The sequence below is a fragment of the Fontibacter flavus genome (assembly GCF_042432905.1).
GTDB classification, from domain to species: Bacteria; Bacteroidota; Bacteroidia; order Cytophagales; family Cyclobacteriaceae; genus Fontibacter; species Fontibacter flavus.
Window position 1 is genome coordinate 90,106 of sequence record NZ_JBHLWI010000090.1, and the last position, 25,852, is coordinate 115,957.

Below are 25,852 nucleotides of genomic sequence, written 5' to 3' on the forward strand. Positions count from 1 at the left end.
TTTCCTTTACAAAATCATGAATTTCAAAAGTGCTTATTGCACTAAGCAATCATGCTATATATTGCCGGATTGAAACAGCAATACCTGTAAATGATCAACTCAATGCACCCCCTCAAACCAATTAAAATGCTGTTTAATAATGTTTTCTTTTTCCTGATGTAGGTATTCCAAGAATGCCTCTGCCACTGGTGAAAATCTTTTGTTTTTAAGATAAATCAGATTCCAGGTGGTTACAATGGGTAGATCTTCAACTGGAATAATCTTTAAATCTCCGTCTTTGATTTCATTCCGCAGACCTATTAATGGCATGACTGAACAGCCAAGCCCTGCAATGACAGCCTGTTTTACTGCTTCATTCGAAGTCAGCTCCATTTTTTTACTGACGGGAATATTATTTTTTCTTAAAAACCGCTCCATAGTCAAGCGGGTACCTGATCCCTGTTCCCTATAAATCAGCGTGATATCTTCAAAAATATTCTTACCGTAAACTTCATTCCCTACTTCAAAGTCTTTATCCCCTACCAAATACAACTTGTTTTCCATCAAAGGCACCGTTTCCACCTGCAAAGCCTCAGGCAAAATTGAAACCAAAGAAAAATCTACTTCATTTTCATCCAAACTATTAATCACCATTGCCTTATTGGTCACATCTAGGATAAGTTCTATCCCAGGATGAGATTTCATGAATCCAGCCAAAAAATACGGCATTACATATTTCCCGGTAGAGACAACCGAAATCTTAAGTCTGCCCGTCAATTGTCCTTTAAAGGAGGCTGTTTTATAATTAATTGCATTAACCTGATCCACTATCTTTTCAGCTGCCTCAGCTATTTCCCTCCCAAAATCCGTTACGTACAATTTCCTTCCTACCACTTCTGTCAAAGGAATATCAAACTGATCCTGAAAATTCCTTAACTGAATGGAAACAGCAGGTTGGGTAAGATGCAATTCTTCTGCAGCTTTCGTGATGCTTTCTGTCTGCGTGACTTTCAAAAAAACCTGCAACTGATGTAAGGTGTAATTCATAAATAATATTAATGTTTAGTATTATAAATATAAATAAAAATATATATTAAAAACTGAAGAGTTTTGCAAAAGGTTTCAAAACTTCAAAAAATATTTCTCTACCTAATGAACCTGAATCTCTTATTTGACAATTTTACCAATCCCGCTTTTCTATTTTTTGTGCTTGGCATCATCGCTGTACGTCTGAAAAGCGACCTTGAAATCCCGAATAATTCTTCCAAATTCATTTCCCTGTACCTACTATTTGCCATAGGTTTTAAGGGTGGACAGGAACTGGCCCACAGTGAATTCAACATGGGTATTATTTGGGCGGTATTATTCGGGATTATGGTAGCTAGCGCAATACCTCTTTATACATTTTTTATTCTCAAAAAACGACTTAATGTGGAAAATGCGGGAGCTATTGCAGCTGCCTATGGGTCTGTTTCTGCCGTAACTTTTGTAACAGCGGTATCTTTCCTCGAAATTCAGCATCAGCACTTTAATGGCTACATGGTTGCCATCATGGCATTGATGGAGGCTCCTGCCATTATTCTGGGGGTCTTGCTGATCAAAATATTTGCTGAGGACAGTAATCACCAAATGAAAATCAGGAAAGTTGTCCATCATGCTTTCACAAACGGGTCTGTGTTACTAATTCTAGGCAGTCTGATCATCGGTTTGTTGGCCTCAGAAGAAGAAGCCAGAGGTATTGAACCATTTACCACAGATATCTTTAAAGGATTTCTGGCAATTTTCCTCTTGGATATGGGCATCACCAGTGGAAGAAAATTAAAAGATTTCCTGGATTCAGGTAAATTCACCGCATTGTTTGCAATCATTATCCCTTTAATCAATGGTGTCATAGTAGCATACATTTCCCAATTGATTACAGACAGTACTGGAGATAGGTTCATGTTTGCAATTCTGGCCGCATCAGCTTCTTACATTGCAGTTCCAGCAGCCATGAAAATTGCCGTTCCAAAGGCAAACCCAGGGATTTTTCTTCCTATGGCGCTGGCTGTTACTTTTCCCTTCAATATCACCTTAGGATTTCCAATCTATTATTGGGTAGCCTCTACTTTGTAATTTTTTTAAGAAAAACAGTTTGAAAAATTAAAGTAGGTGTTAGTTTTAGCAATCCATTGTTAATTCAAACCAGTTCACATGTTGAAAAAAACTTTACTTGCTTTCATTTTAGTTTGTTCATTTTTCCCAAAATCGTTTGGCCAAGTGGAATCCAGTATCACTGAAGCTATTCAAGGATATTTTTACGCACAGCTCAATCAAGACTATGAATTGTTATTGGATTACATCTACCCAGGACTAATCGAGAACGCCGGTGGACGTGAAGCCATGAAAAACACCTTGATGACGATTCATCAAAACCAACTTAAAAAAGGAATTAAAGTGCGTGAGTTCAAACTCCGAGAACCCATTCAGCATACAAAGGTGGGGGTAGAAATCCATGCATTGGTTCCGGTGACTTCAATCAGCAAAGTTCCAGGCGGTCAACTTACAACAGAAAATAACCTTATAGCGGTATCTGAAGAAGGAATGGTTCACTGGTATTTTATTGAAACCACATCTCTTGATGAAAGAAACATCCAAAAAGTTCTGGAAAACTGGAACGGATCTCTAATGCTCCCTTTTAAAAAGGCACCCATCTTCAAAGAAGACAAGTGATATAAAATCAAAGGCCTCAAAATTGAATTTTGAGGCCTTTGATTTTATAAGTTCCGGATTTTCCATTTGGCTTTCATATAGCCCCAAATCACTTTGGGGCTCATCCCTTTTTTCCTCTTGAAGCCTCCAGCATATCCCACATTTCCTGGGGAATCAGGTCTAAGTTATTAAATTCGCCTGCACCCATTAACCATTCCCCTCCATCTATGGTAATGACCTCTCCATTCACATAAGCTGAAAAATCAGAAACCAGATAGGCTGCCAAGTTGGCCAATTCCTGATGTTCACCCACTCTGCCAACAGGTACTTTTTTGGCAGGGTCAAATTTTTTAACCAAATCTCCAGGCAATAATCTGCTCCAGGCTCCTTCTGTCGGGAAAGGTCCCGGTGCTATGGCATTTGAACGGATTTTATATTTTGCCCATTCAACTGCTAGTGACCTGGTCATGGCCAAAACGCCCGCCTTTGCAGCGGCGCTAGGCACCACATAACCAGAACCGGTCCAAGCATAAGTGGTCACGATGTTCAAAAAAGTCCCAGGCTGTTTTTTCTCAATCCAATATTTACCTGCAGTCAAAGTAACATTCGAGGTGCCTTTTAACACAATATCCAGTACGGTATTGAAGGCATTCGTGGAGAGTCTTTCTGTCGGACTGATAAAATTCCCTGCGGCATTATTCAGCACCACGTCCACTTTTCCAAAATGGGTATTGGCATCTGCCCACATCTTTTCAACCTGTTCAATTTCTCTCACATCACAGGCCAGTGCCAGTACATTACCACCAGTCTCAGTCTCCATTTCCTTAGCTGTTCCTTGCAAAACATCCAGTTTCCTACTGGTAATGACTAAATTGGCCCCTAACTTCAAAAAATAAAGACCCATAGATTTCCCAAGGCCTGTCCCTCCCCCAGTTACTAAAATTGTTTTTCCTTTAAGTGCTCCTTCTTTAAGCATTCCTTCCATATAAGACATATCATTTGGGTTTTAAATACCGTTGAATATAGGTAATCTGTCAACTAAATAAAAGCTTGGCATTAGCATTTTGGCATCATTTTATATATGGATGAAAGGTCTTAGATTTACGAGAAGATTTTCACAAAAATGTTAAAGAGACTATTCCCTATCCTGTTCCTGATTTTTACAATTTCCTGCATGTCTGATATAGACAAAAACATTACAACAGACCTGCAGGTAGAAGGTAATGAGATTTTCAATATATCTTTTACTTTGGAAGAATCCCTGTTTTTGGGTTTCCAGACATTGGATGACTATAGAAAAGCGGACACTTTATCTCTACCTGGTTGCCCCAATATAGAATTCAACGAATTGGAAAGAAAAATCACACTTGAGTTTCTAAAAGAAAGGGACTGCACCAATGATCAAAATTTAGAAAGAACCGGTAAAATCCATATTCAATATCTCAATTCCAACTCATTAGAAGCTACAACCAGGCTAACCTATGAAGACTATCAGGTTAGAGGTATTAAAGTTGAAGGCAGTAGAGATTTCAGACAGGTCAGAAGCCTGACCAATCCTAATCGAAGAACTGAAGTTTTTACCGATCTTTTACTGATCGATCAAAAGGAATCATCCACAAAAATCAGTGGCAACTATGAACACCAATTGACTTTTTTGAACGGTCTCTTAACGGGATTTAGTAGCACAGGAAGTCTTGAGGGAAGAAATATCACTGGAAGACCAATCATGATGACCCCAGTTGCACCTAAAAGGTACTTGATAAATTGTATAATAACCGGCTTTTATCTTCCGGATTCAGGTAGCGAAACCTGGCAAATCTTCCGAAACCAAACACAATCTACAACACACAATTTGGTATATGAGATAGAATCTGAATGCCTTAACCGCGCTAATCTTACCCTTCAAGATGGCAGGATAATGGTATTTAGACAATAATTTCTGAATTATTAAATTTTTCAAATCCCTTATAAATTACACCTTAAGTTATTAAAGGACTCATTTTGCCCATAATTTCCTGGGCTGACAATATTTATTTATATTATACACTTGAAGATTAACATCAATTCCCAAGGACATCAAATACCCATGAAAACAAATTTAACGGATACTTTAGAGGCATTCAGAGGACTCATCATTTTACCTTTTTTTGAAAATGAATCAGAAATCCAATACAATGAAAACTTTCCTCATATTCAGGTCTCCAAAAATCTTTTTTCCGGAAAAAAAGACACACAATTCTTGTTGGAAGATAGAAATAACAGCAACATCTTTCTATTTGTAGGTCTGGGAAAAGAACCTGAATTCAAAGATATTCAGACAGCTTTTAGACGAATAAGTGCCAAACAGGAAAACCTTTTTGAAAAACAGGCACTGTTGGTCCTGACTAACGAAATGGGCAGTACTTTACTTGAGGCTGCTGTTTCAGGATTGATCTTGGGCACCTACCGACTAGGGTATTATAAAAACCCTGAAAGCCTTGTAAAAGACTGGTCTACAATCAATCTTTCTATACACACACCAATTGAAAATGCCGATTTTTTAGCTCAAAAATCCAGAAAAATTGCTGAAGCAAAAATTGAAACATTTTACATGGTAGATCTTCCTCCGAATAAAATCACTCCATCGTTTTTGGCAGATTGGGCAATAAAAGCAGGTAAAAAATATGGCTTTGACACCAAAGTATTGGATAGAAAAAAAGCTGAAAAAGAGGGACTTCATGCATTTCTTGCTGTAGGCCAAGGTAGTCAAAAAGAACCTCAATTTATCATCATGGAATATCGCTCAAAGGCCTCCAAAAAACACTTTGGACTTGTCGGTAAAGGCGTGACATTTGATACAGGGGGCTTGAATATCAAAACACAGGGAATGGTCCACATGAAATGTGATATGGGTGGAGCTGCTACGGTTTTAGGAACCATGCAATTGATTGCAGACCTTCAAATACCTGTAAATGTCACTGCCATAGTCCCATGCGTTGAAAATTCAGTTGACAATCAGTCCTATCTCCCATCAGATGTCATCAGCAGTTACAGCGGAAAAAGCATTGAAGTGATCGATACTGATGCAGAGGGCAGGCTTATCCTTGCCGACGGACTCAATTATTTGATCAAAAATTATAATCCAGACTCTGTTGTTGATTTTGCAACCCTTACCGGCAGTGCAGTGGGTACTTTTGGTTATGAATGCGCTGCTCTTTTTTCAAAAAACCAGGACTTACTCAAGTTGCTTCAGGACAGCGGTAACCATGTCGGGGAAAGAGTATGGCCATTACCCATGTGGGATATTTATAAATCCGAGATGGACAGCGAAATAGCCGATATCAAAAACTATCATGGAAAACCATTTGCCGGTGCTATCACCGCAGCAAAATTCCTCGAATTTTTCACAGAAAATCACCCTTCTTGGGCACATATAGACATTGCAGGTACTGCCTTTGGTGATTCTGAATTTGCAAAAACTAAGCATGCTACTGGCTTTGGAGTACATTTAATGCTTAAATTGTTAGAAAATATTTAGTGTATGGGCAATCAACATAAAACCTTTTTATGCATCTCCAATTATTTTAAGGGGTCAGCCTTTTTGATAGAACTAAAGAAAGCTGGTAATACTGTTTTTTTGATAACCACCGAAAAACTCCGAGACAGCAATTGGCCACATGAATATTTGGATGATATCTATTACATGCCCGGACAGGACCTTGATTGGGATATGGAAAAACTTCTTACGGGAGTAGCCGGGATAATGAAAGAAACCAAAATAGATGCAATAGTAGCTCTGGATGATTATGATGTAGAAAAAGCCACTTTCTTAAGAGAAAACCTTAGGATCCCTGGTATGGGACAAACTACCGGAAGGTATTTCCGCGACAAATTGGCCATGCGCATACGTGCCCATGATGCTGGTCTTTTGGTCCCTCCATTTTCTGCTTTATTTCACGACAATGACATCAACCATTTTGCAGACACAGTACCTGCCCCTTGGGTACTCAAACCACGTTCTGAAGCTTCAGCCCATGGAATTATCAAAGTTTACGATAAAGATAGCCTTTGGCAAAATATCCATGATCTCGGAGATAACCGTTTACGTTATCTTGTGGAGCAATTTAAACCTGGAGATGTCTACCATGCAGACAGTCTCATTCTAAAGGGTAAAACACTTTTCTGCACTGTTTCCAAATATTTGGCAACACCTATGGAAATTTCGCAGGGAGGCGGCATTTTCAGAAGCGCAAATATTCCTTATGGTTCTGAAGATGATAAGGCGATCAAAGAAGCTAACAAAAAAGTAATGAAAGCCTTTGGTATGAAAAATGGTGCTGCTCACACCGAATTTATTAAAGGCAAAGAAGACGGGAAAATCTATTTTTTGGAGACTTCCTCCAGAGTTGGTGGGGCACATTTAGCTGAAATGGTAGAAGGGGCAACTAACATCAATCTATGGGCCGAATGGGCAAAGATTGAAGATGCTGTAGCAAAAGATAAAGATTATAAAATGCCAAAAGTTACCAAAGGCTATGCAGGAATCGTCCTGACCTTATCGAAGTATCAGCATCCAGACCTATCCTCTTTTGATGATTCTGAAGTTTGCTTTAGGGTTCCTCTGGAATATCATGCCGGTTTGATCGTCAAATCTAATAATCATAAAAAGGTACTGGATTTACTGGATGATTATGCAGCTAGGCTCAGCGACGGATACTCGACCATAGCAGAACAGGAAAAAGTAAAGAAATTTCATTAAATCAAATAAAATACAGGGATGAAACATCATTCCTGTATTTTTTACCACGCATATTTTACCGTTTGCAATTTTTAGATTTTTCTCCATAAGATTCTTGGTACTTTTATGAAAACCTATTGAAAGACATGAAAAAAATCTTCCTGTTACTGAGTCTATTTTGGCTTAGCCTTAATTTATCTGCTCAAGTTGATACCATTGAAGTTTACAGCAAAGCTATGAATAAGCACCTCAAAGCTGCGGTTGTAAAACCATCAGGCTACGCATCCAGCGAAAGTGCTTACCCTTCCGTTTACCTTTTGCATGGAGGTTCGGGTAGTTTTTCTGACTGGCACCTCAAAACAACAAAGGAAAATCTATTGATTGACCTAGCCAATCAATATAAGATTTTGATCATTACACCTGGAGTAGGACCATCCTCTTACTACTATGATAGCCCGCTTATGGATTCTGTCAAGTACGAGACCTACTTCATTCATGAATTGATCCCCCATATTGATGAGCACTATAAAACCTTAAAAAAAAGAGAAGCGAGGGCAATAACAGGTTTATCAATGGGTGGACATGGAGCTATGATGCTGAGCGCAAAACACCCTGAATTATTCATTGCCGCCGGCAGCATGAGTGGAGTAATGAATATTGACACTGACCTTTGGAAGGTAAATGAGGATTTTAGAAAAATCAGAAAAGAAGGACAGAAAGAGATGTTGGGACAAATCACTTACCAAACTCCTTACTCTACCTATACTGCAGTGGGATTGGTTGACAAGATGAAGGATAATGGCATTGCGCTCCTGATCGATTGTGGGGTTGACGACTTTTTATTGGAGACCAATCGACAAATACACCAACTCTTACTTGATAATGGTACTCCACATGAATACACGGAGAGACCTGGAGCCCATACCTGGCAATATTGGACTGATGCCCTTCCATTTCACATGCTATTTATTGATAATGTCTTCAAAAATTATGACATTAAATAAATAGTGGCCATGATGGCTTTGCATCCAAACATTTATAATAATTTCAGAATAGCATAAATAAACCCAAATTATGTTCAAAAGGACCATTCTATTATTTGCCCTGATATTAAGCGGTATTTCTATCCAGGCTCATCAAGACTTGATGAAATGGGAACAAAGGGCCCAAAACGTTGAAATCATCAGAGATCAGTGGGGTATCCCCCACATTTATGGCAAAACCGATGCAGATGCAGTCTTTGGAATGATCTATGCCCAATGTGAAGATGATTTCAACCGGGTAGAAGTAAATTATATCAATGCCATGGGTAGGATGGCAGAGGTGGAAGGTATTTCACAACTCTACACAGATTTTCGTATGAAATTGTACATTGACGAGGAAGTTGTCAAAAAAGAATACGAAAACTCACCCATATGGCTTAAAGAACTGATGGATGCTTGGGCAGATGGTATCAATTTTTTTCTGCACACCCATCCTGAGGTTAAACCAAAGCTCCTTACAAAATTTGAGCCTTGGATGGCACTTACATTCAGTGAAGGAAGTATTGGAGGTGACATTGAGACCATTTCCGTCAATCAGCTAAAATCATTCTATGATAAAGATTTCTACGCCAATCTGATCCTCAAAGAAAGAGACTGGAATGAAGAACCAAAGGGTTCAAATGGATTTGCCATTTCCCCAAAACTTAGCAAATCAGGCAATGCTTTATTATTAATCAATCCACACACTTCCTTTTACTTCAGACCAGAAGTGCATATGGTTAGTGAAGAAGGCCTGAATGCTTATGGCGCAGTAACTTGGGGACAATTCTTCATTTATCAGGGATTCAACGAATACAATGGTTGGATGCACACCTCTAGTAAAGCAGATGCTATCGACCATTTTGCCCTGACTGTGGAAAAAAGAAATGGTCAATACCATTACAAATTCGGAAACGAATGGAGACCCATCACAGAAAAAACTATCCATTTGAAATACAAAGAAGGAGATAAAATTCTGGATCGGGAACTTACAGCATTCTACAGTCATCATGGACCTATAATCCGTGAAGAAGATGGCAAATGGGTGGCAATATCCCTGATGGTTGAAAGAGAAAAAGCCCTGACCCAGTCCTATACCAGAACAAAGACCAAAAATCATCAGGAGTTCAAAGCCACCATGGACTTGAAAACCAACTCTTCTAATAATACTGTATACGCCGACAAAGATGGGAATATTGTGTATTACCACGGAAACTTTATTCCTAAAAGAGATCCGCAGTTTGATTGGAGAAATGTAGTAGATGGCAGCAACCCGAATACAGACTGGAAAGGCCTGCATGATGTTGAGGAAATGATCTTCATTGAAAATCCTAAGAATGGCTGGATTCAAAATTGCAATTCTACCCCTTTTACGGCAGCTGGTCCTTACAGTCCCAAAAAATCAGATTATCCCGCCTATATGGCCTGGGATTTGGAAAATGCCAGAGGATTGAATGCTGTCAGGGTACTTACAGGACAAAAGGATTTTACTTTGGAAACATTGATAGAATCTGCCTATGAGCCAACTTTAATGGCATTCAAACCGATGATTCCTGCATTAATCGAAGCTTTTGACAATCTTCCTGCTGATGACCCAAGAAAATTTAAACTTCTGGATCCAATGGGTGTACTTGCTTCATGGGATCTTAAAACAGGAATTTCTTCTGTGGGAACCAGTTTAGCAGTTTTTTGGGGAAGTCAATTAATGGCTGATGCAAGGAGTTTGGAAAGATCTTGGGATGCTTACATTTTTGATTTCCTGACCCATGAAACTTCAGGTATCATGAAGATTGAAGCTTTTGAAAAAGCAGTAAACAAACTCACGGAAGATTTTGGCTCATGGAATACTCCTTGGGGAGAGATCAACCGCTTCCAAAGGGTCACTAATGAAATCCAGGGAAAATTCTATGATGATTTACCAAGTTTACCTATCGGCTACAACTCTTCGCTTTGGGGTTCTTTGGCAGCTTATGGAAGCTGCTCCTACCCCAATACCAAAAAATGGTATGGCAATGTAGGCAACAGTTTTGTGGCTGTAGTAGAATTTGGTGAAAAGGTAAAAGCAAAAAGTTTATTGGCAGGTGGCCAAAGCGGCAATCCTTTTTCTCCCCACTTTGTGGACCAGGCAGAACGCTATGCTGCTGGAGAATTCAAGGAGGTGCATTATTACAGAGAAGATGTCATGAGAAACGCAAGAATTCAATATAGACCTGGAAACAGAAATTAATATTTGGTAAAATAAGCACCGAATGGCTTTACCTTGAGAGATATTGATTGATATTGGGATATTGATTGATACTTAAGGACTGTGACATATTCACTAGAAAGGTCCTGATTTTCATAACCATGGGTTGCACCCAGGGCTATTTAAATGTTTAACCCCGCCTGATTGGAAGGGCTGGTACTTCGTGGTTATTAATCCCGACTACTACTTCTGTCTCTTGATTCTAGTATCTCGCATCTCGTTTCTTTATAGACCTCCCCTTCGTCCCCGCCTGAACGGAACGGGCAGGGAGGTGACAAGGATAAGCCTTGGACAACAAATAACCCAAAACCCATAGAAATCTGATTATCAAATTATTTTTCTTAGTGTTTCCAAAATCCAAAACCATCTTGTTTCTTGATTCTTGACGCTAAAGTCTCGTCTCTAGCTTCTCAAAATCACGGCCATCTATTTGGTACAGTATGCTTATTCAGAACCCTTTCTGCATCTTTCTGAACAGCAGGTAATTTTTGGGCCTGCCAGATCTTTTCCCTGGCAAATCGGGCAGCTGATTCAAGTTCCACGATGGGAGCCGGATAATCAACACCTATCCTAACTTGATACAAATCCTGCTCAATAACCGTCAAATTCCAGGGCTCATGGATCAGGGAAGACGGAACCTGACCTAACTCAGGAATCCATTTTTTAATAAAAACCCCTTCAGAATCATGGTCTTGGGATTGCTTCACGGGATTATAAATGCGTACAGTATTGATACCTGTCACTCCAGCCTGCATCTGTAACTGTGGATAATGAATACCAGGTTCAAAATCCAAAAACAACCTTGCCAAATGATCAGCACCTATCCGCCAGTCCTGCCACAAGTGGTGGGTCAAGAATGAAACCAACATTGCTCTCATTCTGAAATTCAGATAGCCGGTTTCCTGCAGACAACGCATACAGGCATCTACCAAAGGAAAGCCTGTCTTCCCCTCCTTCCAAGCCTTGATCTTCTTTTCGTCATAGGTTTTTTCGAGTTCATCAAAACCCCTGTTGACATTCCTGAACTCCATTTGGCACTCCATTTCAAATTTTTGGATAAAGTGACAATGCCAGCGCAGACGGGATTGGAAATTGGTGAGGTTGCGTACCTGGAATTTTTCTTTTTTCTGTTTTTCCGCTGCTTGATAAACTTGCCTCATGGAAAGGTTTCCCCAAGCCAGATAGGGAGATAACCGACTGCATCCTTTCCTACTCAGTTCAGGTTTACTAATGTGTTGGTTATAATTTCGGACACGGTCAACAAAAAAAGAATGCATGTATTTTTTCGCCATACTTTCACCACCCCTTTGCATGTTTGGATTTTGACTTTGCCATGAAAGAGGAATCTCCTCTTTTCCAACATTCTGCATAAACTCATTTGAAAGTGTATAAAACACTGCATTCTTCCAAGCTGGCTCTGCTATCGGATCGGACATAAAGGCATACCAATCTTTTGACCAATCCTTACGTTCTTTCCTGCCTCTCAGAACACCTTGCTGTCTGAACTCATGCCATTGTATACCCTGCTCCGCAAAAAAAGAAGTTAAGGACTTATCCCTTTGAAAAGTAATCTGAATACCTGTTTCAACGTGGGAAAACACTTTTTCAATTTGATAAACCTGAACCAAGTCATGAAAAACTGATAAGACTTCTTGGTAAAAAATATGAATCCGGGCATCCCATTTAGCCAGTTTTTGATTCATATCAACCAAACTCTCCCAAACAAAACGACAATGTCGCTCTGAACTTTGAGGGGCATTTACTAGAGAAGGTTCAAAACAATACAATAGAATAATAGGCAATCCATCATTGATGGCTACTTTCAATGCCTCATGGTCATGGAGTCTCAAATCCCTTTTGAACCAAACAATATTTACTTTTTGCATCCCTTGAAAAACAAAGGAGTAAAGCGAAAGTTTAGGAAATATGAACAAACTCAAAAATCTAACACCAGAAGCCATAGACAGGATCATTGAAATGGCATGGGAAGACAGAACTCCTTTTGATGCCATTACAGCGCAGTTTGGGCTTTCTGAACAAGAAGTGATTACCCTGATGCGCAGGGAGATGAAAGCAAGTTCCTTCCGGATGTGGCGGGAAAGAGTGCAGGGAAGGCCCACCAAGCATCGGGCAAAAAGCCCAGAAGATTTGGATAGGTTCAGGTCTAAACTTCAGAGAAGCATCACCTTGAACAAGATTTCAAAAAGATAAATTACCCCAATATTAACATTTTAAGAAAAAGTTTCCCTTTTATTAAAAGACATTTAATATTCTGTTCGCTTTGAGGCAAAATCTGTTACTTACTTTTGGGTTCGTACAGCAAACGAACATTTTTTCATAATCCTTGCATTACTTTTCGGCGTCGATGAGAATCGACGCTTTGCTGTTTTTATAGATTAATGGAAAGGTAAAAGGTTATTTCCAACCCTCAACACTTCCTTTCCTAATCCTTTTATAAGCTGTAGGAGTCATTCCTGTGGACTTCTTAAACTGTGAGGAAAGGTGCTGTACTGAACTGTAACCCAATTTCCAGGCCATTTCACTCAGTTGCATTTCTTCATAAAACAACCACTCCTTGACTTTATCCAACTTTAATTGTATAAAAAACCGTTCTATTGTGATTCCTTCTGTGCTACTGAACAAATAACTGACACTGGAATAATCTTCAAGAATATGTTCCTTGATAAAATCGATAAGGTTAAAACCTTCGGGAATATCTGCCTGTTGAACAAGCCCATTGAGCAGGCGCTTGATTTCCTCTATCTTTTGAACCTCTTTACTTTTAAGGATTTCGAATCCCAATTGATGGAAAGCCTGCTCTAATTGGAGAATTTTACCTTCTTCTATCATATGAGAAAGAAATACTTTTCCCAATACCACTTTTTCAAAAGGAATACCCAATTGCTGAAGTGACTGCTCCACTGCCAGGATACAGCGGGGACAAACCATATTTTTGACTTGTATTTCCTTTACAAAACTTCCTTCCATTTCCATATTTTTTGCCACCAACCAATCCAACACCTAACTTTACTACAAGAATAATTTTCCAAAGTCTGGAATAATATCTATCAATATCTTGTCCACAATGCCGGATCCAATATCAAATATTTTTCCGCCCCCCTATAGAACATTGCACTTCTTACAAACATATAATTTTTGATAACATCACAACACCTTCTCCATCACGACCCGGTAATCATCAATGCCTCCTTTTTTAATCAAATCCACGATTTTAAAACCTCTGTTCAGGCCAAAGTGAATCATCTTGGAGAAGCGGTTTCGTGTTTTGAAATATACCTTTAGATAACCATGATTCTTGGCCCAACGTTCCTGTTCATCGGCCAATTTAGTAGCAATTCCCATTCTCCTATAACTGTCCAGTACTCCACCCATCCAGGAATAAAACAATTCAGGCGAATCCCGCTGATAGCCCACTTTAAAGCCAACGGGCTTGCCATCCACCTCTGCAATCAGAATCAGATGAATGGTGTCTTTCAGCCTGTCCTCATAGGTTTTTTCAGAAAATGGCTGGAAGAACTCAGTCACTTTTTTGGAAAGTTCTGCCACTTCTTGGACAGTACCCTGTCTGATTTTTATCTTTTTCATGTTTTCATGATTTATTTATAAGGGCAATATGGAATCTCTCATGGAGATAATTTTTCCGGTTAGTGAAGTTTTGGTCATGCTCGATTTCATAAGCTGATTTCCATTTTGACGTTACAGCGTCCGTATTGACTGCATCCCATATCTACTTCCTGAAAGCCCAGTTTCTTGTACAAATGCAATGCAGGAGCTAATTTGGTACTGGAATAAAGAACCACTTTTTTGCCCCTCAAAGTTTTGGCTTTCTCCAGAATAGCTTTACCCAACAAGAATCCAATACCCCTACCCTGTCCTTCAGGGGACACTCCCATTTTGATCATTTCAAAGGTATCGGCCTCTTTGGAAGGAATAAGAGCCACTGTACCCAATACTTGATCATGCTCTTTGGCAAAGATGATATGCCCACCTTTGTCGAGAATATTTTCTTGGGGATTCTCCAGTTGGGCAATATCAAATGGCTCCAATGAAAAATACTGCTCCACCCAAGCCTTATTGATCCGCTCAAAATGTGGTTGTAGTTCAGGTAGGTAGTCGATAATGTCGATAAAGGGCATTGAGATAGAATTCATATCATGAATATAAGCACAAAAAAGAAGTGGGAAAAAAGTATCCCTTTCCTGATGGAAAAATTTAGAATTAAGTTATCCTTGTCATATCGACTGAAAGGAGAAATCTAATAAACATACAATATACCTCCAACCAAGTTGCCAAAACCTATATCTCAAGCAAAGTCATTCTAAAAAATTCCTTATTTTTGATCTTTGTTTTACACCAACCAAAAATTCAATATGGGATTATTAAGCGGAAAAACGGCTCTGATCACAGGAGCATCTAAAGGAATCGGCCGGGCAATTGCCATCCGATATGCCCAAGAGGGCGCCAATGTAGCATTCACCTACCTTTCCAGCGTGGAAAAAGGGCAAGCTTTGGAAGATGAATTGGCTGCTTTTGGCATCAAAGCAAAGGGCTATCGCTCTGACGCCTCTGACTTCAAAGCGGCTGAAGAATTGGTCAATGCTGTGGTGGCTGATTTTGGCTCTTTGGATATCCTGATCAATAATGCCGGTATTACCCGTGACAACCTGTTGATGAGAATGACCGAAGAAGCCTGGGATGAAGTCATCGGTGTCAACCTTAAATCATGCTTCAATACCGTAAAAGCAGCCACCCGCACCATGATGAAAGCCAAAGCAGGTTCCATCATTAACATAACTTCGGTAGTTGGCATCAAAGGCAATGCAGGACAGGCGAACTATGCTGCTTCCAAATCAGGCATTATAGGTTTCACCAAGTCTGTGGCCCTGGAATTGGGATCCAGAAATATTCGTTGCAATGCTGTCGCTCCTGGCTTTATCGAAACAGAAATGACCGCTGTTTTGGATGAGAAAACCGTTCAAGGCTGGAGAGATGCTATCCCGATGAAGCGTGGCGGCCAACCGGAAGAAGTGGCCAATGCCTGCGTATTCTTAGGTTCAGATATGAGTTCTTATATTTCCGGTCAGGTGCTTCAGGTGGATGGAGCGATGCTCACTTAAGAGACGAGAAGCGAGCTTGCCTACCTTTAGGTAGGAAGTTAGACACAAGAGACAAGAGACAAGACATAAGATAAAGTGGAATTTCGGAAGGCGGATTTCAGGACGGGACAGTGTAGTTGGAATATAGAGGATTTTTGTTTGAGGAAAACAATGGAGTAAAGAGCTAAAAACTTTGAAAGTTCAATATTTTCGAAGCTTTAATAGTTTAAAAGACCTTCGAAGTTTCAAAAACCTCAAATGTATAAGCATCCCCGCTCAATAAAATTGGGCGGGGTTTTATTTTTTTCAAAAACCACAACCTTTTAAATAAAAATCCAGTATATTGTAATGATATCATTTTAATATCATTACAATATGGAAAAATCAACCAAACCCCTATCCGGCTATTTGATGGTATTGGTGGCGATAGCCCTGATTCCTGCCATTGTTTTTGCGATGATCAACCAGATTTTCTGGTTAGGTATATTGCTAATCGTGTTATTTATTCTGATCCTGCCTGGATTCTTCACCCTGCAACCCAATAAGGCCATGGTACTGATCTTATTTGGCGCCTACAAGGGTACAGTAAAAGACAATGGTTTCTTTTGGGTCAACCCTTTCATGACCAAGCAGAAGATTTCTTTACGTGTGAGAAACTTTGAAAACAAACCGCTTAAGGTGAACGACAAAATCGGTAACCCTGTCATGGTGGGTACCATAGTGGTCTGGCAGGTGGAAGACACTTTCAAAGCCACTTTCGACGTGGAAGACTATGAGAATTTCGTCCATCTTCAGACAGATGCAGCCGTAAGAAAAATGGCGGGAAAATACCCTTACGATGATTTTGAAGCTGAAAATGCAGAGATCACCTTACGCTCTGGTGTGGAAGAAGTCAACCACTCCCTGGAACTAGAGATTGCCGAAAGGTTGGAGCATGCAGGGATCAAAGTAATCGAAGCCAGAATATCCCATTTGGCTTATGCCTCCGAGATCGCTTCTGCCATGTTGCAGAGACAGCAGGCCACAGCCATTGTAGCAGCCAGAAGAAAGATCGTAGACGGAGCCGTGGGCATGGTAGAAATGGCTTTGGAAGACCTGAAATTAAAGGGAATTATAGACTTTGAGGAGGAGAAAAAAGCAGCCATGGTCAGCAACCTGATGGTGGTGTTGTGTTCGGACCGTTCTGTCAGTCCGGTTTTGAATGTTGGGACACTCAATCAGTAAGAAAAATGGCCAAATACGTTTTCAAAGAAACACAGCGATTTAACCAGTTCTGGATTTGGGGAATTCTTATCCTGGTCACAGCGATGACAGTATATGGCATGATCTCTCAACCCGTCGAAGGTTGGGAGGCAATCATCCCCATTATTATCCTTGGCTTGGTGATTCTACTATTTGTAAGCATGCAACTGAAAACAAGAATCGATGAAAACGGTTTGATTTTTAGCTTTTCCCCTTTCATTGGCCAGAGAAAATACAGCAGTGAGCAAATCGAGAACCTGGAACTCATCGAGTACAATTCCCTACTCAAATTTGGGGGTTGGGGTATACGATACAATTTCGATATGTGGGCGTATAATGTAGGAGGCAAAAACGGCTTGATAGTTACCCTTAAGAATAAAAAATTTCTGATCGGCACCCAAAAACCGGAAGAGATGAAAAAAGCCATTGAGCAGTTTAATGACTTAAAAACAGGAAATCATGCCGGCTAAGAAACCATTTGCCCTGAGATTGGACGAAAAGATGATGCAAGCTGTGGAAAAATGGGCAGCAGATGAATTCCGCAGCACCAATGGACAGATCGAATGGATCATCCATGAGGCCTTGAAGAAGGCGGGTAGGTTGAAAGAGAAACAATAAAATTTGCGGAGGAATATACACTTTGTACTATCCGCCGCACTGGACAAGATTCACCAAATACTTTGTACAATGTACCAAGTACGATGCACCAAGACATTTCATGTGCATTAACGAGTGATCATTTTCCGAAATAAGCCATTCCAACCCTCACTTCTTCTTCATTTTTTCCGTCCTACATCCTTGCCCGTTCCTAAATCCCGATATCCTGGTACATAGTACTTGGTACAAAGTAACTTCTTCTTGATTCTTGTTTCTTACTTCAAAATCTAATCTCTTAATTACAAATCCGAAATATATAACAACTGCCCTCTCTCAAAATCATACAAAGTCAATTGCCGCATTTCATAATATGCCATCCAGAAATCCCGTAAAGACTGGATAAAAGCCCTTCTGTTCCTGTCCTTCTCTTCTTGGGCGATGTTCAGATCTGTAATGGAAACGTTACCGCTTTGGTACCTACGCAATGAAATTTCATATCTTTTATCAGCAACCTCATCCGAAAGTTTGGTGATTTCCAACCTTTCCCGCAACATCGAAAAGTTCTTCACCTTGGTAAAAACTTCCTGCTCGAAATTGATGACTTCCTGCTCGACCGTATATTCCACCAAGCGCTTATTCGCCTCAGCTACACCCATTCGGGCTTTATTTCTTCCCCAGTCCAATACAGGTACAAAAAAGCCTAAGTTGACCAAGGTTTGTCTATTGGGATCCGTGTAGATGTCCCGCCACTGTAGGGCGGCATTGTTCAATCCGTAACTCGCATTGAACATCACATTGAAGCGCTGACCTCTGGCCTGTGCTACACCGGATTCAGCTTCCAGCTTGCGCCTGTCAAAACCCAATGCTTCAGCCCTATTCTGAAAAGCATAATCAATAGCTTTTTCTACATCTATTTCAAATTCGGGGAGTTCTTTGGGAGGAATTAAAGTCAGTTCTGCAGTCTCATTGATCCCTACAAAGGATTTCAACCTTAAAGCATTCGCCTCCAGGTCCAATCTAGCTTGGGCCAAATCCTGTCTTGCCTGCAAGACCTGCAATTCCACCTGAAGCAATTTATCCTCGTAAGTGGTACCCAAATTATACCTTCCATTTTCTATTTTCAGGATTTCCTGAGTGTTGTTCAGGTTTTTGGAGGCAATTTCAAAATTTACCTGGGCAATCAGAAAATCAAAAAACAACTGGGTCACTGTTTGGGAAATCTGTTCCATTTCTTCGACATACTCCCTCTTGCTTTCCTCATAAAGCAGAGGTTCGATTTTCTTGTCCCACTTTAGGGGATTGAATGCGAAAAGGGGTTGACTGAACCGCACATTGACAGGAACACCGCTCCACTGCGTCTGGGGAAAGCCTGCCGGCGCCAAGAAATTATCAAATCGGTTGGTAGAGGAATTGATAGAAATATTTCCTCCTGTGGCTCCGATCACCTGTTCCATCCCTAACTCCAGATCCATCAGGTTTTGCCTCACTTCCCTAAAACCAATACTACCATCTGGCTGGACAACATTATTGACCGATTGGGAAAATCCAGGAATGGTACCGCCCAACCTTAGCTGTGGGTTGTAGTTAGATCTGAAAAAACGATAACTCCAATACCTGTTTTCCTTTCTAGTCTCTGCTCTCAATGCAGCAGGAGAACGGGATTTTGCTCTTTCCACAATCTCATCTAATGTAAACTGGACTTTCTCCTGAGCAAAAACATTTGTCGCAAGAAAACAGAAGCCCAACAAGTAACCAAAAGCATAAAAGCATTTTTTCATAAACCCTTGAATTTGTAAAAAGCAGAATTACAATATCGTATTTTTTCAAATATACCGAAAGAATTAGGCTAAAAACTTTTTCCAATTATCAAGAAACATGGTGAAAGGCTTTTAAAAACAAAGCATTTTAAGGCCATTTGATCTAGGTTTGTTAAATTGCGTTTCCTTTTCAGGAAAGATTTTCACAAACCATTCTAGGATAACCCCTTCATGAAATCCATCATCAGTTTTATCATCCGATATATTCCAAGAAAGTACCTGCAGCTGGTGTCCCACTTTTTTCTTAGGATACTGGCCATTTTTTACCAGGGAAATACGGTGACCTGTAATGTATGTGAGCATTCCTTCAGAAAATTCCTCCCATATGGAAGAAAAGCAAGGGAAAATGCACTTTGCCCTAATTGCCTCGCTTTGGAAAGGCATAGGTTGATGTGGCTGTTTTTGCAAAGGGAAACCGAATTTTTCTCCAAACCATTAAAGGTCTTGCATATTGCTCCTGAGCTTTGTTTTATTGACCGAATGAAGGCTTTACCTAATCTGGATTACATCACGGGCGACATAGAATCTCCTTTGGCTACTGTTAAAATGGATGTTCACCAGATTCCTTTTGAGGACAACAGCTTTGATGTGGTTTTTTGCAACCATGTGCTCGAACATGTAGATGATGACATTCAGGCTTGCCGGGAAATCAACCGGGTGCTTAAACCGGAAGGTTGGGGAATCATCCAGTCCCCAGTGTATGATCTAGAAAAAACCTTGGAAGACAGAAGCATTACAGATCCCGCTGAACGGGAAAGGCTATTTGGCCAAAGAGACCATGTCCGAAAATATGGTAAGGATTATGCGGCAAGATTGAGCCAATCTGGATTGAGGGTAGAGGAGAACAATTTTGTGAAAACCTTAAACAAAGATCTGATTCAAAAGCATGCTCTTCCAGAAAATGAGGTCATTTTCTTCTGTTCAAAGGGATAAGTTAAGCCTTTCCCAAGACCTTCTTTGGTAAAAAAGCTGTAATTAAACCTAATCCATAGGCACTCAATTGCCCAAAAGAGGTAAATACTGCCAAAGCTCCTACTGCAAAGGACTTTTCTTTGATATAGGCATCTAAAAAGACCAAGAGAATCCAAATTACATATAAACTCGCTCCCCAAGTAAACAAGCTTTTCCCCATTAGAAAAAACAAAAGCGTCAAAATCCAACCAACCAGAAATACGGAGGGCATCAAATGGACCAATTTTATGGCCTCTGGGTGGAAGTTGCTTACATGAACCCTGTTTTGGCCAAATGAAAAACTTTGGGCAAGAAAACTCCCCCAAGTATTTCGCCTTTTGTGGTAAACATAAGCCTCTTCTACCAATTCTAATCTGAATCCCATTTTTTTAAGCCGGATAGACAATTCTATGTCTTCCGCCCGATTCGGATCAATAAACCCCTTTGTGGCACCAAATGCTTTTTTGGAAAGCCCCATATTGTACCCCCTTGCCTGATATTTGGAAGGATCTTTCATCTTTCCTCTAATACCCCCAGTAGTCAGAAAAGAGGTCATACTATAATTGATGGCTTTCTGAAAAATAGAGAAATTTTTATCGGCTGCATCCGGGCCACCATGAGCATCCAAATTTCTATTAGTTATGGCTTTTTTTAAGACTTCGAGATATTGGGGAGGAATAATACAGTCAGAATCAAAGAGTACAAAATAATCCCCGTTCGCTCTTTCCATACCATAGTTTCTGGCAAGGCCTTGTCCCCGATTTTCTATAAAGTAGTATTGGACTTTCATATACTGCCCGTATTGCTGTACAATATCACCGCAGGTCAATAAAGAACCATCTTCTACGATTATTACTTCAAAATCCCTGAAAGACTGTTTCTGTAGACTTTCCAGCAATTCCTTGATTTCATTTGGACGGTTGTAAACGGGTATGATGATGGAAAAAAACATCCCTTTAAAAGTTCAACTCTTCATCAACATTATAATCTGCTCTTTTACTGTTATTCGAAGCCATGATTTCAGCCAAAAAACCAGTCAAAAACAATTGTAACCCTGCAATTAGGGCTACCAATGCCAAAAAGAAAAGGGGCTGTTCCGTTATTTCCCTAACGGGAACACCTAACCTCAAACCATTTACTTTTTGAAAAATCAACCAAAGGGTTATGATAAAACCTGACAAAAAGGATATAGTCCCCAACGATCCAAAAAAATGCATTGGTTTCTTTTTATATCTGTTGACAAAGGATACAGATATCAAATCTAGAAATCCATTGATAAACCTTTCCCAGCCAAATTTGGTTTCCCCATACTTCCTTGCCCTATGTTCTACCACCTTTTCACCAATTTTAGAAAAGCCGTTCCACTTGGCAATCAGAGGAATATACCTATGCATTTCTCCATAAATATGGATATTTTTAACCACTTTATTTTTGTATGCTTTCAGGCCACAATTGAAATCATGCAATTTGATTCCTGAAATCACCCTTGTCACCCAGTTGAAAAATTTGGAGGGAATGGTCTTACTGATTGGGTCATGTCTCTTTTTTTTCCAACCGGAAACCACATCAAACCCACCTTTGACAATCATGTCATAAAGTTCAGGAATTTCATCAGGACTATCCTGCAGATCAGCATCCATAGTAATGACCACTTCTCCACTTGACTTACTAAAGCCCAAATCCAAAGCGGCTGATTTTCCATAATTCCTGGTGAAACTAATACCCTTTGCGGAAGGATTGATTGTGCTCAATTTTTGAATAACCTCCCAAGAAGCATCTGTACTTCCATCATTGACAAAAATAATCTCATAGGAAAACCCATTTTCTTCCATAACACGGGAAATCCAATTATGCAATTCAGGTAAGGATTCCTGTTCATTATAAACAGGAACAATGATGGAAATTTGAATCATCAATATGTATAGTCTTCTTTCTTTTGAACTATAGCTGCTACCATCAGCCCAATAATCAAAGCCCCAAGCATGGCATTGATAAGGGATGAAATTCCTAAGAACTCAGGTGTTTGGAAAAATTTCATGAAGGCGGGCAATTGGTCCGGATCTATTTCAGGAGCACCCATCCTTTCTCTTACCTCTTCCTGTGCTTCAAGTATCCTATCCATATAATTGGTATCGATCACCTTCACATATAAATAAAACCCAATTCCCCTGATCAAGCCACCTATTAATCCTGTTATAATTGCAATCCCAAATGATTGTCCGAATGTTATTAGTCCTGAATTACTCTCTTTATATTCTTTAGAAGCTAAAAAATATATAGTAAATGCTATTCCGACAGTAACTATAAAAATCAAGCCTTGCCAAACAAATCCCATAGTTGAAAGATCAAACATGGCTGAAAAAATAAGGATAATTAGCCCAACGAGCCCATAAATAAGCCCCCATTTCTTCGCAACATCAGAGACAGTCAGTTTTTCTTCCATTTCTTTATCAGTTAGTTTTTCTTAAAATTATAGAAATTATGATTGTAAAAAACAGTCCAAAAGCAATTTTAAAGATAAAATCAGTTATCGCTATATCAAAAACGCTAAGTTTAAGCATTTCTTCATAGGTATTATTATATGATGCTTCTCCTAAGTTAGAGATAATTTCCTCCTTTTTATCAAAAAGAATCTGCATCATATTCCCTCTGATATTTTCAAATAGACCTTTTGATAAAGTTAACCCAATAAAAATACCTAAAAAGGAAATTAGTGCATTGATGATATAAATCAGAAAACCAACAGTCATACCTTCTGCAAATGACAATAAGTTTTGATTTAATTTGAACCTATAAAAGTAAATCCCAGCTCCTACAAACACAGGAGTAACTGCGAAGCTGAATACTTTACTGATTAAAGTCGGATCAGGTGTAAAAAAAGTGGACAAGTAAAAAGTCAAAAGTGAAAACCCTGCAGCAAGGAATCCTATCTTATAGAAATAAGGAAAATATTGTTTCATTTAATTGATCTTTTCAAACTTGTTGGCATTAATAACATATTTAACTTTGCCTTTCAAGGTCTGATTTACCCAAGGATGATTGAAAGAAAGGGAAAGATTAGATTTTTTATCATAAACCCATTCTTCCTCAGGATCAAATATGGTCAATTGGTTTATCTCTGATTTTTCTAATCCCAATACAGTAGATGGACCTTCTGTGATTTTGGAAATCAGCATTGGCCATCCGAGCTCTTTAGAAAGTTTAACCAACCCTGGCAAAAAGGTCTGTAAACCTATCATTCCAAATTGTGCCAAATCGAATTCCATATGTTTGGCATCAAAATCCTGCGGCTGATGGTTTGATACAATCGCATCAATTGTTCCATCCTTTAGCCCCTCGATAATTGCTTTTCTATCCTCAACACCCCTAAATGGAGGTAATGTTTTCAAATTGGTATCAAAAGTAACCAAATCTTCATCACTGAAAAGCAATTGATACAAAGAAACATCTGAGGTCACATTCAGTCCTTCTTTTTTTGCCAACCTTATCTTCTCTATAGCTCCTTTAGAACTGACAGTTTGAAAATGAATCCTTCCTCCTGCATATTTCAAAATTTCAATATTCTTCTGAACAGCCACATCCTCTGCTAGATTCGGTATTCCTTTCATTCCTATCCTAGTCGACACTTCCCCTTCATGCATTTGACCAAAAAGTGCCAATAAAGGTTCAAAAGAATGATCAAACAAAATCCCTTTGAATTTTTGAAGATATTGGAGCACCTTCATCAACCTATCAGGGTTGGACAGGGGAACCAACCCATCTCCAAAAATATATACACCTTCCTGATGAAGGTCTAAGATATCTGTAAAATCCTCACCTCTGGTTTCTTTAGTTACAGCCCCATTGATAATAAGATCAGAAAACCAATTGCTGGTTTTGCTCTTAATATACTGAACTTCATTTTTTGTTTGAATAGTTGGGTGCGTATTTGGCATTACAACTGCTTTGGTAAAACCACTTGATTTCAATAGTTCACCCAAAGTTTCCAAAGATTCCTTAAATTCTTCACCAGGCTCTCCTGACATACACCTAAGATCTACCCAACCTTTAGAGGCTAAGAAAGAACTACAATCTATCACTTTATCAATTGATCCATTATAATCGTCAGATTTTAATAATATTTTCGACCCTTCATAAATATAATCCTGTGGAGCGTGGATAGATTCTGAATCTATTAACCTGAGAGATTGGAGCAATATAGACATCGGAAAATCGTTTGTGCAAAACTGCAATTTAATTCTAAAAAAACGAAATGAATTTAAAGCTAATGGTAAGGGGAAATGACTTTACAAGGAAAATTGAATGGTTACTTCTTGAATAAAATTGAAAGAGAATACATGAATCCTTAGAAACGCTTTTATTGCAGCGCAAGAACTCCGTTCACAAGATTTCTTGGTACCAGTTTGCATGCGTTGCGGATCGTACTTTGTACCAAGTCTTGAGTCTTATTTCTTGCGTTTTGTATCCTAACTGAAGCCAGGTAAGCTTTTGTCCAGTATCTAGATCCTAATATCTAGCTTCTCGTCTCTTTTATAAACGCCAGAAGCCAATTCCGAAAGGTATCAGGACCGGCTTTTTAACAATATGGAGGCGATCCCGATGCCCGGGACAGGCTCTACTCTCCCGGGTGTAACTTTTTTTTAGTTGATTGAGTGATTGGTCATTGGCTGATTGGTAGTGAAAAAATATTGATACCTAAAAGCTATTCCAACTTTATTTCGCCCAAGCATAATTTGTCCGCCCTGCCGAATCTAATTTCCTGTTCCATCCATCTTCCTTCATCCTTTTTAACAGGCTTCACCTCTTGTTTCTTGTTTCTTGCCTCTTGTTTCTAATCCCTAGTTTCTCCTATAAAGACAAAAGCCTCCCAGTTTCCTGAAAGGCTTTTAACAATATGGAGGCGATCCCGATGCCCGGGACAGGCTCTACTCTCCCATTCGCCGCGGCGCACCAGTACCATCGGCGCTGTAGGGCTTGTCCGCCACGGCGGATCAGGATGGGAAGAGGTGGGACATCTAGGAAAAGTGATTATTGAAACCTGAACCTTATAAAACACAAAATCCCCAGCCCCGAGCTATCGGAACTGAGGGTTCTAATAATGTGGCGGCGATCCCGAGGCCCGGGACAGGCTCTACTCTCCCGGGTGTAACACCTTTCATATAGGGTGGAAAACACAAAAGCCTTTCAGTTTCCTGAAAGGCTTTTCAATAATGTGGCGGCGACCTACTCTCCCAGGTGTAACCCCAGTACCATCGGCGCTGCAGGGCTTAACTTCTCTGTTCGGGATGGGAAGAGGTGGGACCCCTGCGCTAGGCCGCCTAATCTTTGAGACTTCTGTACCTGCCTTGCGGCAGGCAAGGGCGAGAGTTTAGACTGTTGGACAGCTCTCCCTTCAATCTCTTAATTCCTTATGTTCTGTACATACCCAAGTCTTAAGTCTTGGGTCTTGTATCTTTTGTCATGTCTCGCAGAAA

At 39.7% G+C, this 25,852-nt stretch carries 25 protein-coding genes and 1 rRNA gene; 13 read left to right on the top strand and 13 right to left on the bottom strand.

Annotated features, from left to right (window positions below; genetic code table 11):
- Positions 1-99: 99 nt before the first annotated feature.
- Positions 100-1,026, bottom strand: a complete 927-nt coding sequence (locus tag ACFFIP_RS19325) for a LysR family transcriptional regulator (RefSeq protein ID WP_382389446.1) — start codon at positions 1,024-1,026, stop codon at positions 100-102.
- Between the two features lie 105 nt (positions 1,027-1,131).
- On the opposite strand from ACFFIP_RS19325, the gene ACFFIP_RS19330 reads away from it, so the two are divergent.
- Together ACFFIP_RS19330 and ACFFIP_RS19335 are read left to right on the top strand one after the other, a co-directional pair.
- Positions 1,132-2,094, top strand: coding sequence for a sodium-dependent bicarbonate transport family permease (locus ACFFIP_RS19330; RefSeq protein WP_382389447.1), 963 nt, complete (start codon positions 1,132-1,134; stop codon positions 2,092-2,094).
- 144 nt (positions 2,095-2,238) lie between these two features.
- On the top strand, positions 2,239-2,691 hold the full coding sequence (locus ACFFIP_RS19335; RefSeq protein WP_382389448.1) for a hypothetical protein: 453 nt from the start codon (positions 2,239-2,241) through the stop codon (positions 2,689-2,691).
- A 100-nt stretch (positions 2,692-2,791) separates the two neighbouring features.
- Here the strand turns inward: ACFFIP_RS19335 and ACFFIP_RS19340 are convergent, their stop codons facing one another.
- Positions 2,792-3,664, bottom strand: a complete 873-nt coding sequence (locus tag ACFFIP_RS19340) for an SDR family oxidoreductase (protein ID WP_382389449.1) — start codon at positions 3,662-3,664, stop codon at positions 2,792-2,794.
- Positions 3,665-3,793: 129 nt separating this feature from the next.
- Here ACFFIP_RS19340 and ACFFIP_RS19345 point away from each other — a divergent pair, with 129 nt between their 5' ends.
- From ACFFIP_RS19345 to ACFFIP_RS19365, 5 genes are all read left to right on the top strand, one after another.
- Positions 3,794-4,606 (top strand): hypothetical protein, encoded by an 813-nt coding sequence (locus ACFFIP_RS19345; protein ID WP_382389450.1) that lies wholly within the window; start codon positions 3,794-3,796, stop codon positions 4,604-4,606.
- Positions 4,607-4,756: 150 nt separating this feature from the next.
- Positions 4,757-6,187 carry a leucyl aminopeptidase family protein gene (locus tag ACFFIP_RS19350; protein ID WP_382389451.1) on the top strand — a complete coding sequence of 477 codons (1,431 nt, stop codon included), beginning with the start codon at positions 4,757-4,759 and terminating at the stop codon, positions 6,185-6,187.
- 3 nt (positions 6,188-6,190) lie between these two features.
- Positions 6,191-7,408: an ATP-grasp domain-containing protein gene (locus ACFFIP_RS19355; protein ID WP_382389452.1), complete on the top strand. Its 1,218-nt coding sequence runs from the start codon at positions 6,191-6,193 to the stop codon at positions 7,406-7,408.
- 125 nt (positions 7,409-7,533) lie between these two features.
- Positions 7,534-8,391: an alpha/beta hydrolase gene (locus ACFFIP_RS19360; RefSeq protein ID WP_382389453.1), complete on the top strand. Its 858-nt coding sequence runs from the start codon at positions 7,534-7,536 to the stop codon at positions 8,389-8,391.
- A gap of 70 nt (positions 8,392-8,461) precedes the next feature.
- Complete coding sequence (locus tag ACFFIP_RS19365) at positions 8,462-10,636, top strand: acylase (protein WP_382389455.1); 2,175 nt, start codon at positions 8,462-8,464, stop codon at positions 10,634-10,636.
- A gap of 434 nt (positions 10,637-11,070) precedes the next feature.
- On the opposite strand, the gene ACFFIP_RS19370 is transcribed toward ACFFIP_RS19365, so the two are convergent.
- On the bottom strand, positions 11,071-12,540 hold the full coding sequence (locus tag ACFFIP_RS19370; RefSeq protein WP_382389456.1) for a cryptochrome/deoxyribodipyrimidine photo-lyase family protein: 1,470 nt from the start codon (positions 12,538-12,540) through the stop codon (positions 11,071-11,073).
- A gap of 40 nt (positions 12,541-12,580) precedes the next feature.
- On the opposite strand from ACFFIP_RS19370, the gene ACFFIP_RS19375 reads away from it, so the two are divergent.
- A complete protein-coding gene (locus ACFFIP_RS19375; RefSeq protein ID WP_382389457.1) occupies positions 12,581-12,865 on the top strand; it encodes a TIGR03643 family protein in 285 nt (94 codons plus the stop codon).
- Positions 12,866-13,069: 204 nt separating this feature from the next.
- Here the strand turns inward: ACFFIP_RS19375 and ACFFIP_RS19380 are convergent, their stop codons facing one another.
- The 3 genes from ACFFIP_RS19380 to ACFFIP_RS19390 all read right to left on the bottom strand — a co-directional run bounded on the left by ACFFIP_RS19380 (position 13,070) and on the right by ACFFIP_RS19390 (position 14,826).
- Positions 13,070-13,642: a helix-turn-helix domain-containing protein gene (locus ACFFIP_RS19380; RefSeq protein WP_382389458.1), complete on the bottom strand. Its 573-nt coding sequence runs from the start codon at positions 13,640-13,642 to the stop codon at positions 13,070-13,072.
- A gap of 177 nt (positions 13,643-13,819) precedes the next feature.
- On the bottom strand, positions 13,820-14,260 hold the full coding sequence (locus tag ACFFIP_RS19385; protein ID WP_382389459.1) for a GNAT family N-acetyltransferase: 441 nt from the start codon (positions 14,258-14,260) through the stop codon (positions 13,820-13,822).
- Positions 14,261-14,346: 86 nt separating this feature from the next.
- Positions 14,347-14,826 carry a GNAT family N-acetyltransferase gene (locus tag ACFFIP_RS19390; RefSeq protein WP_382389461.1) on the bottom strand — a complete coding sequence of 160 codons (480 nt, stop codon included), beginning with the start codon at positions 14,824-14,826 and terminating at the stop codon, positions 14,347-14,349.
- A gap of 219 nt (positions 14,827-15,045) precedes the next feature.
- On the opposite strand from ACFFIP_RS19390, the gene fabG reads away from it, so the two are divergent.
- The 4 genes from fabG to ACFFIP_RS19410 all read left to right on the top strand — a co-directional run bounded on the left by fabG (position 15,046) and on the right by ACFFIP_RS19410 (position 17,631).
- The gene (fabG, locus tag ACFFIP_RS19395; RefSeq protein WP_382389462.1) at positions 15,046-15,792 is read left to right on the top strand and encodes a 3-oxoacyl-[acyl-carrier-protein] reductase; all 747 of its coding nucleotides are present in this window, start codon (positions 15,046-15,048) and stop codon (positions 15,790-15,792) included.
- Between the two features lie 354 nt (positions 15,793-16,146).
- The gene (locus ACFFIP_RS19400; protein WP_382389463.1) at positions 16,147-16,995 is read left to right on the top strand and encodes an SPFH domain-containing protein; all 849 of its coding nucleotides are present in this window, start codon (positions 16,147-16,149) and stop codon (positions 16,993-16,995) included.
- A gap of 5 nt (positions 16,996-17,000) precedes the next feature.
- Positions 17,001-17,483: a hypothetical protein gene (locus ACFFIP_RS19405; protein WP_382389464.1), complete on the top strand. Its 483-nt coding sequence runs from the start codon at positions 17,001-17,003 to the stop codon at positions 17,481-17,483.
- A complete protein-coding gene (locus ACFFIP_RS19410; protein WP_382389466.1) occupies positions 17,473-17,631 on the top strand; it encodes a type II toxin-antitoxin system antitoxin in 159 nt (52 codons plus the stop codon). The genes ACFFIP_RS19405 and ACFFIP_RS19410 overlap by 11 nt, the downstream gene beginning before the upstream one ends.
- Positions 17,632-17,909: 278 nt before the next feature.
- Here ACFFIP_RS19410 and ACFFIP_RS19415 read toward each other — a convergent pair whose 3' ends face one another.
- Entirely contained in the window at positions 17,910-19,388 is a 1,479-nt protein-coding gene (locus tag ACFFIP_RS19415) for a TolC family protein (RefSeq protein WP_382389467.1), read from the bottom strand.
- 210 nt (positions 19,389-19,598) lie between these two features.
- Here ACFFIP_RS19415 and ACFFIP_RS19420 point away from each other — a divergent pair, with 210 nt between their 5' ends.
- The gene (locus ACFFIP_RS19420; RefSeq protein WP_382389468.1) at positions 19,599-20,360 is read left to right on the top strand and encodes a class I SAM-dependent methyltransferase; all 762 of its coding nucleotides are present in this window, start codon (positions 19,599-19,601) and stop codon (positions 20,358-20,360) included.
- 1 nt (position 20,361) lies between these two features.
- Here the strand turns inward: ACFFIP_RS19420 and ACFFIP_RS19425 are convergent, their stop codons facing one another.
- From ACFFIP_RS19425 to rrf, 6 genes are all read right to left on the bottom strand, one after another.
- Entirely contained in the window at positions 20,362-21,330 is a 969-nt protein-coding gene (locus ACFFIP_RS19425; protein WP_382389469.1) for a glycosyltransferase family 2 protein, read from the bottom strand.
- Between the two features lie 4 nt (positions 21,331-21,334).
- Positions 21,335-22,291, bottom strand: a complete 957-nt coding sequence (locus ACFFIP_RS19430) for a glycosyltransferase family 2 protein (protein WP_382389470.1) — start codon at positions 22,289-22,291, stop codon at positions 21,335-21,337.
- A complete protein-coding gene (locus ACFFIP_RS19435) occupies positions 22,291-22,821 on the bottom strand; it encodes a DUF4199 domain-containing protein (protein ID WP_382389472.1) in 531 nt (176 codons plus the stop codon). Before ACFFIP_RS19435 ends, ACFFIP_RS19430 begins: the two co-directional genes overlap by 1 nt.
- Before the next feature lie 7 nt (positions 22,822-22,828).
- Positions 22,829-23,338 (bottom strand): DUF4199 domain-containing protein, encoded by a 510-nt coding sequence (locus ACFFIP_RS19440; protein WP_382389473.1) that lies wholly within the window; start codon positions 23,336-23,338, stop codon positions 22,829-22,831.
- Entirely contained in the window at positions 23,339-24,583 is a 1,245-nt protein-coding gene (locus tag ACFFIP_RS19445) for a dihydroorotase (protein ID WP_382389474.1), read from the bottom strand.
- Positions 24,584-25,588: 1,005 nt separating this feature from the next.
- Positions 25,589-25,700: ribosomal RNA gene (rrf, locus tag ACFFIP_RS19450) — 5S ribosomal RNA — on the bottom strand.
- Positions 25,701-25,852 lie beyond the last annotated feature (152 nt).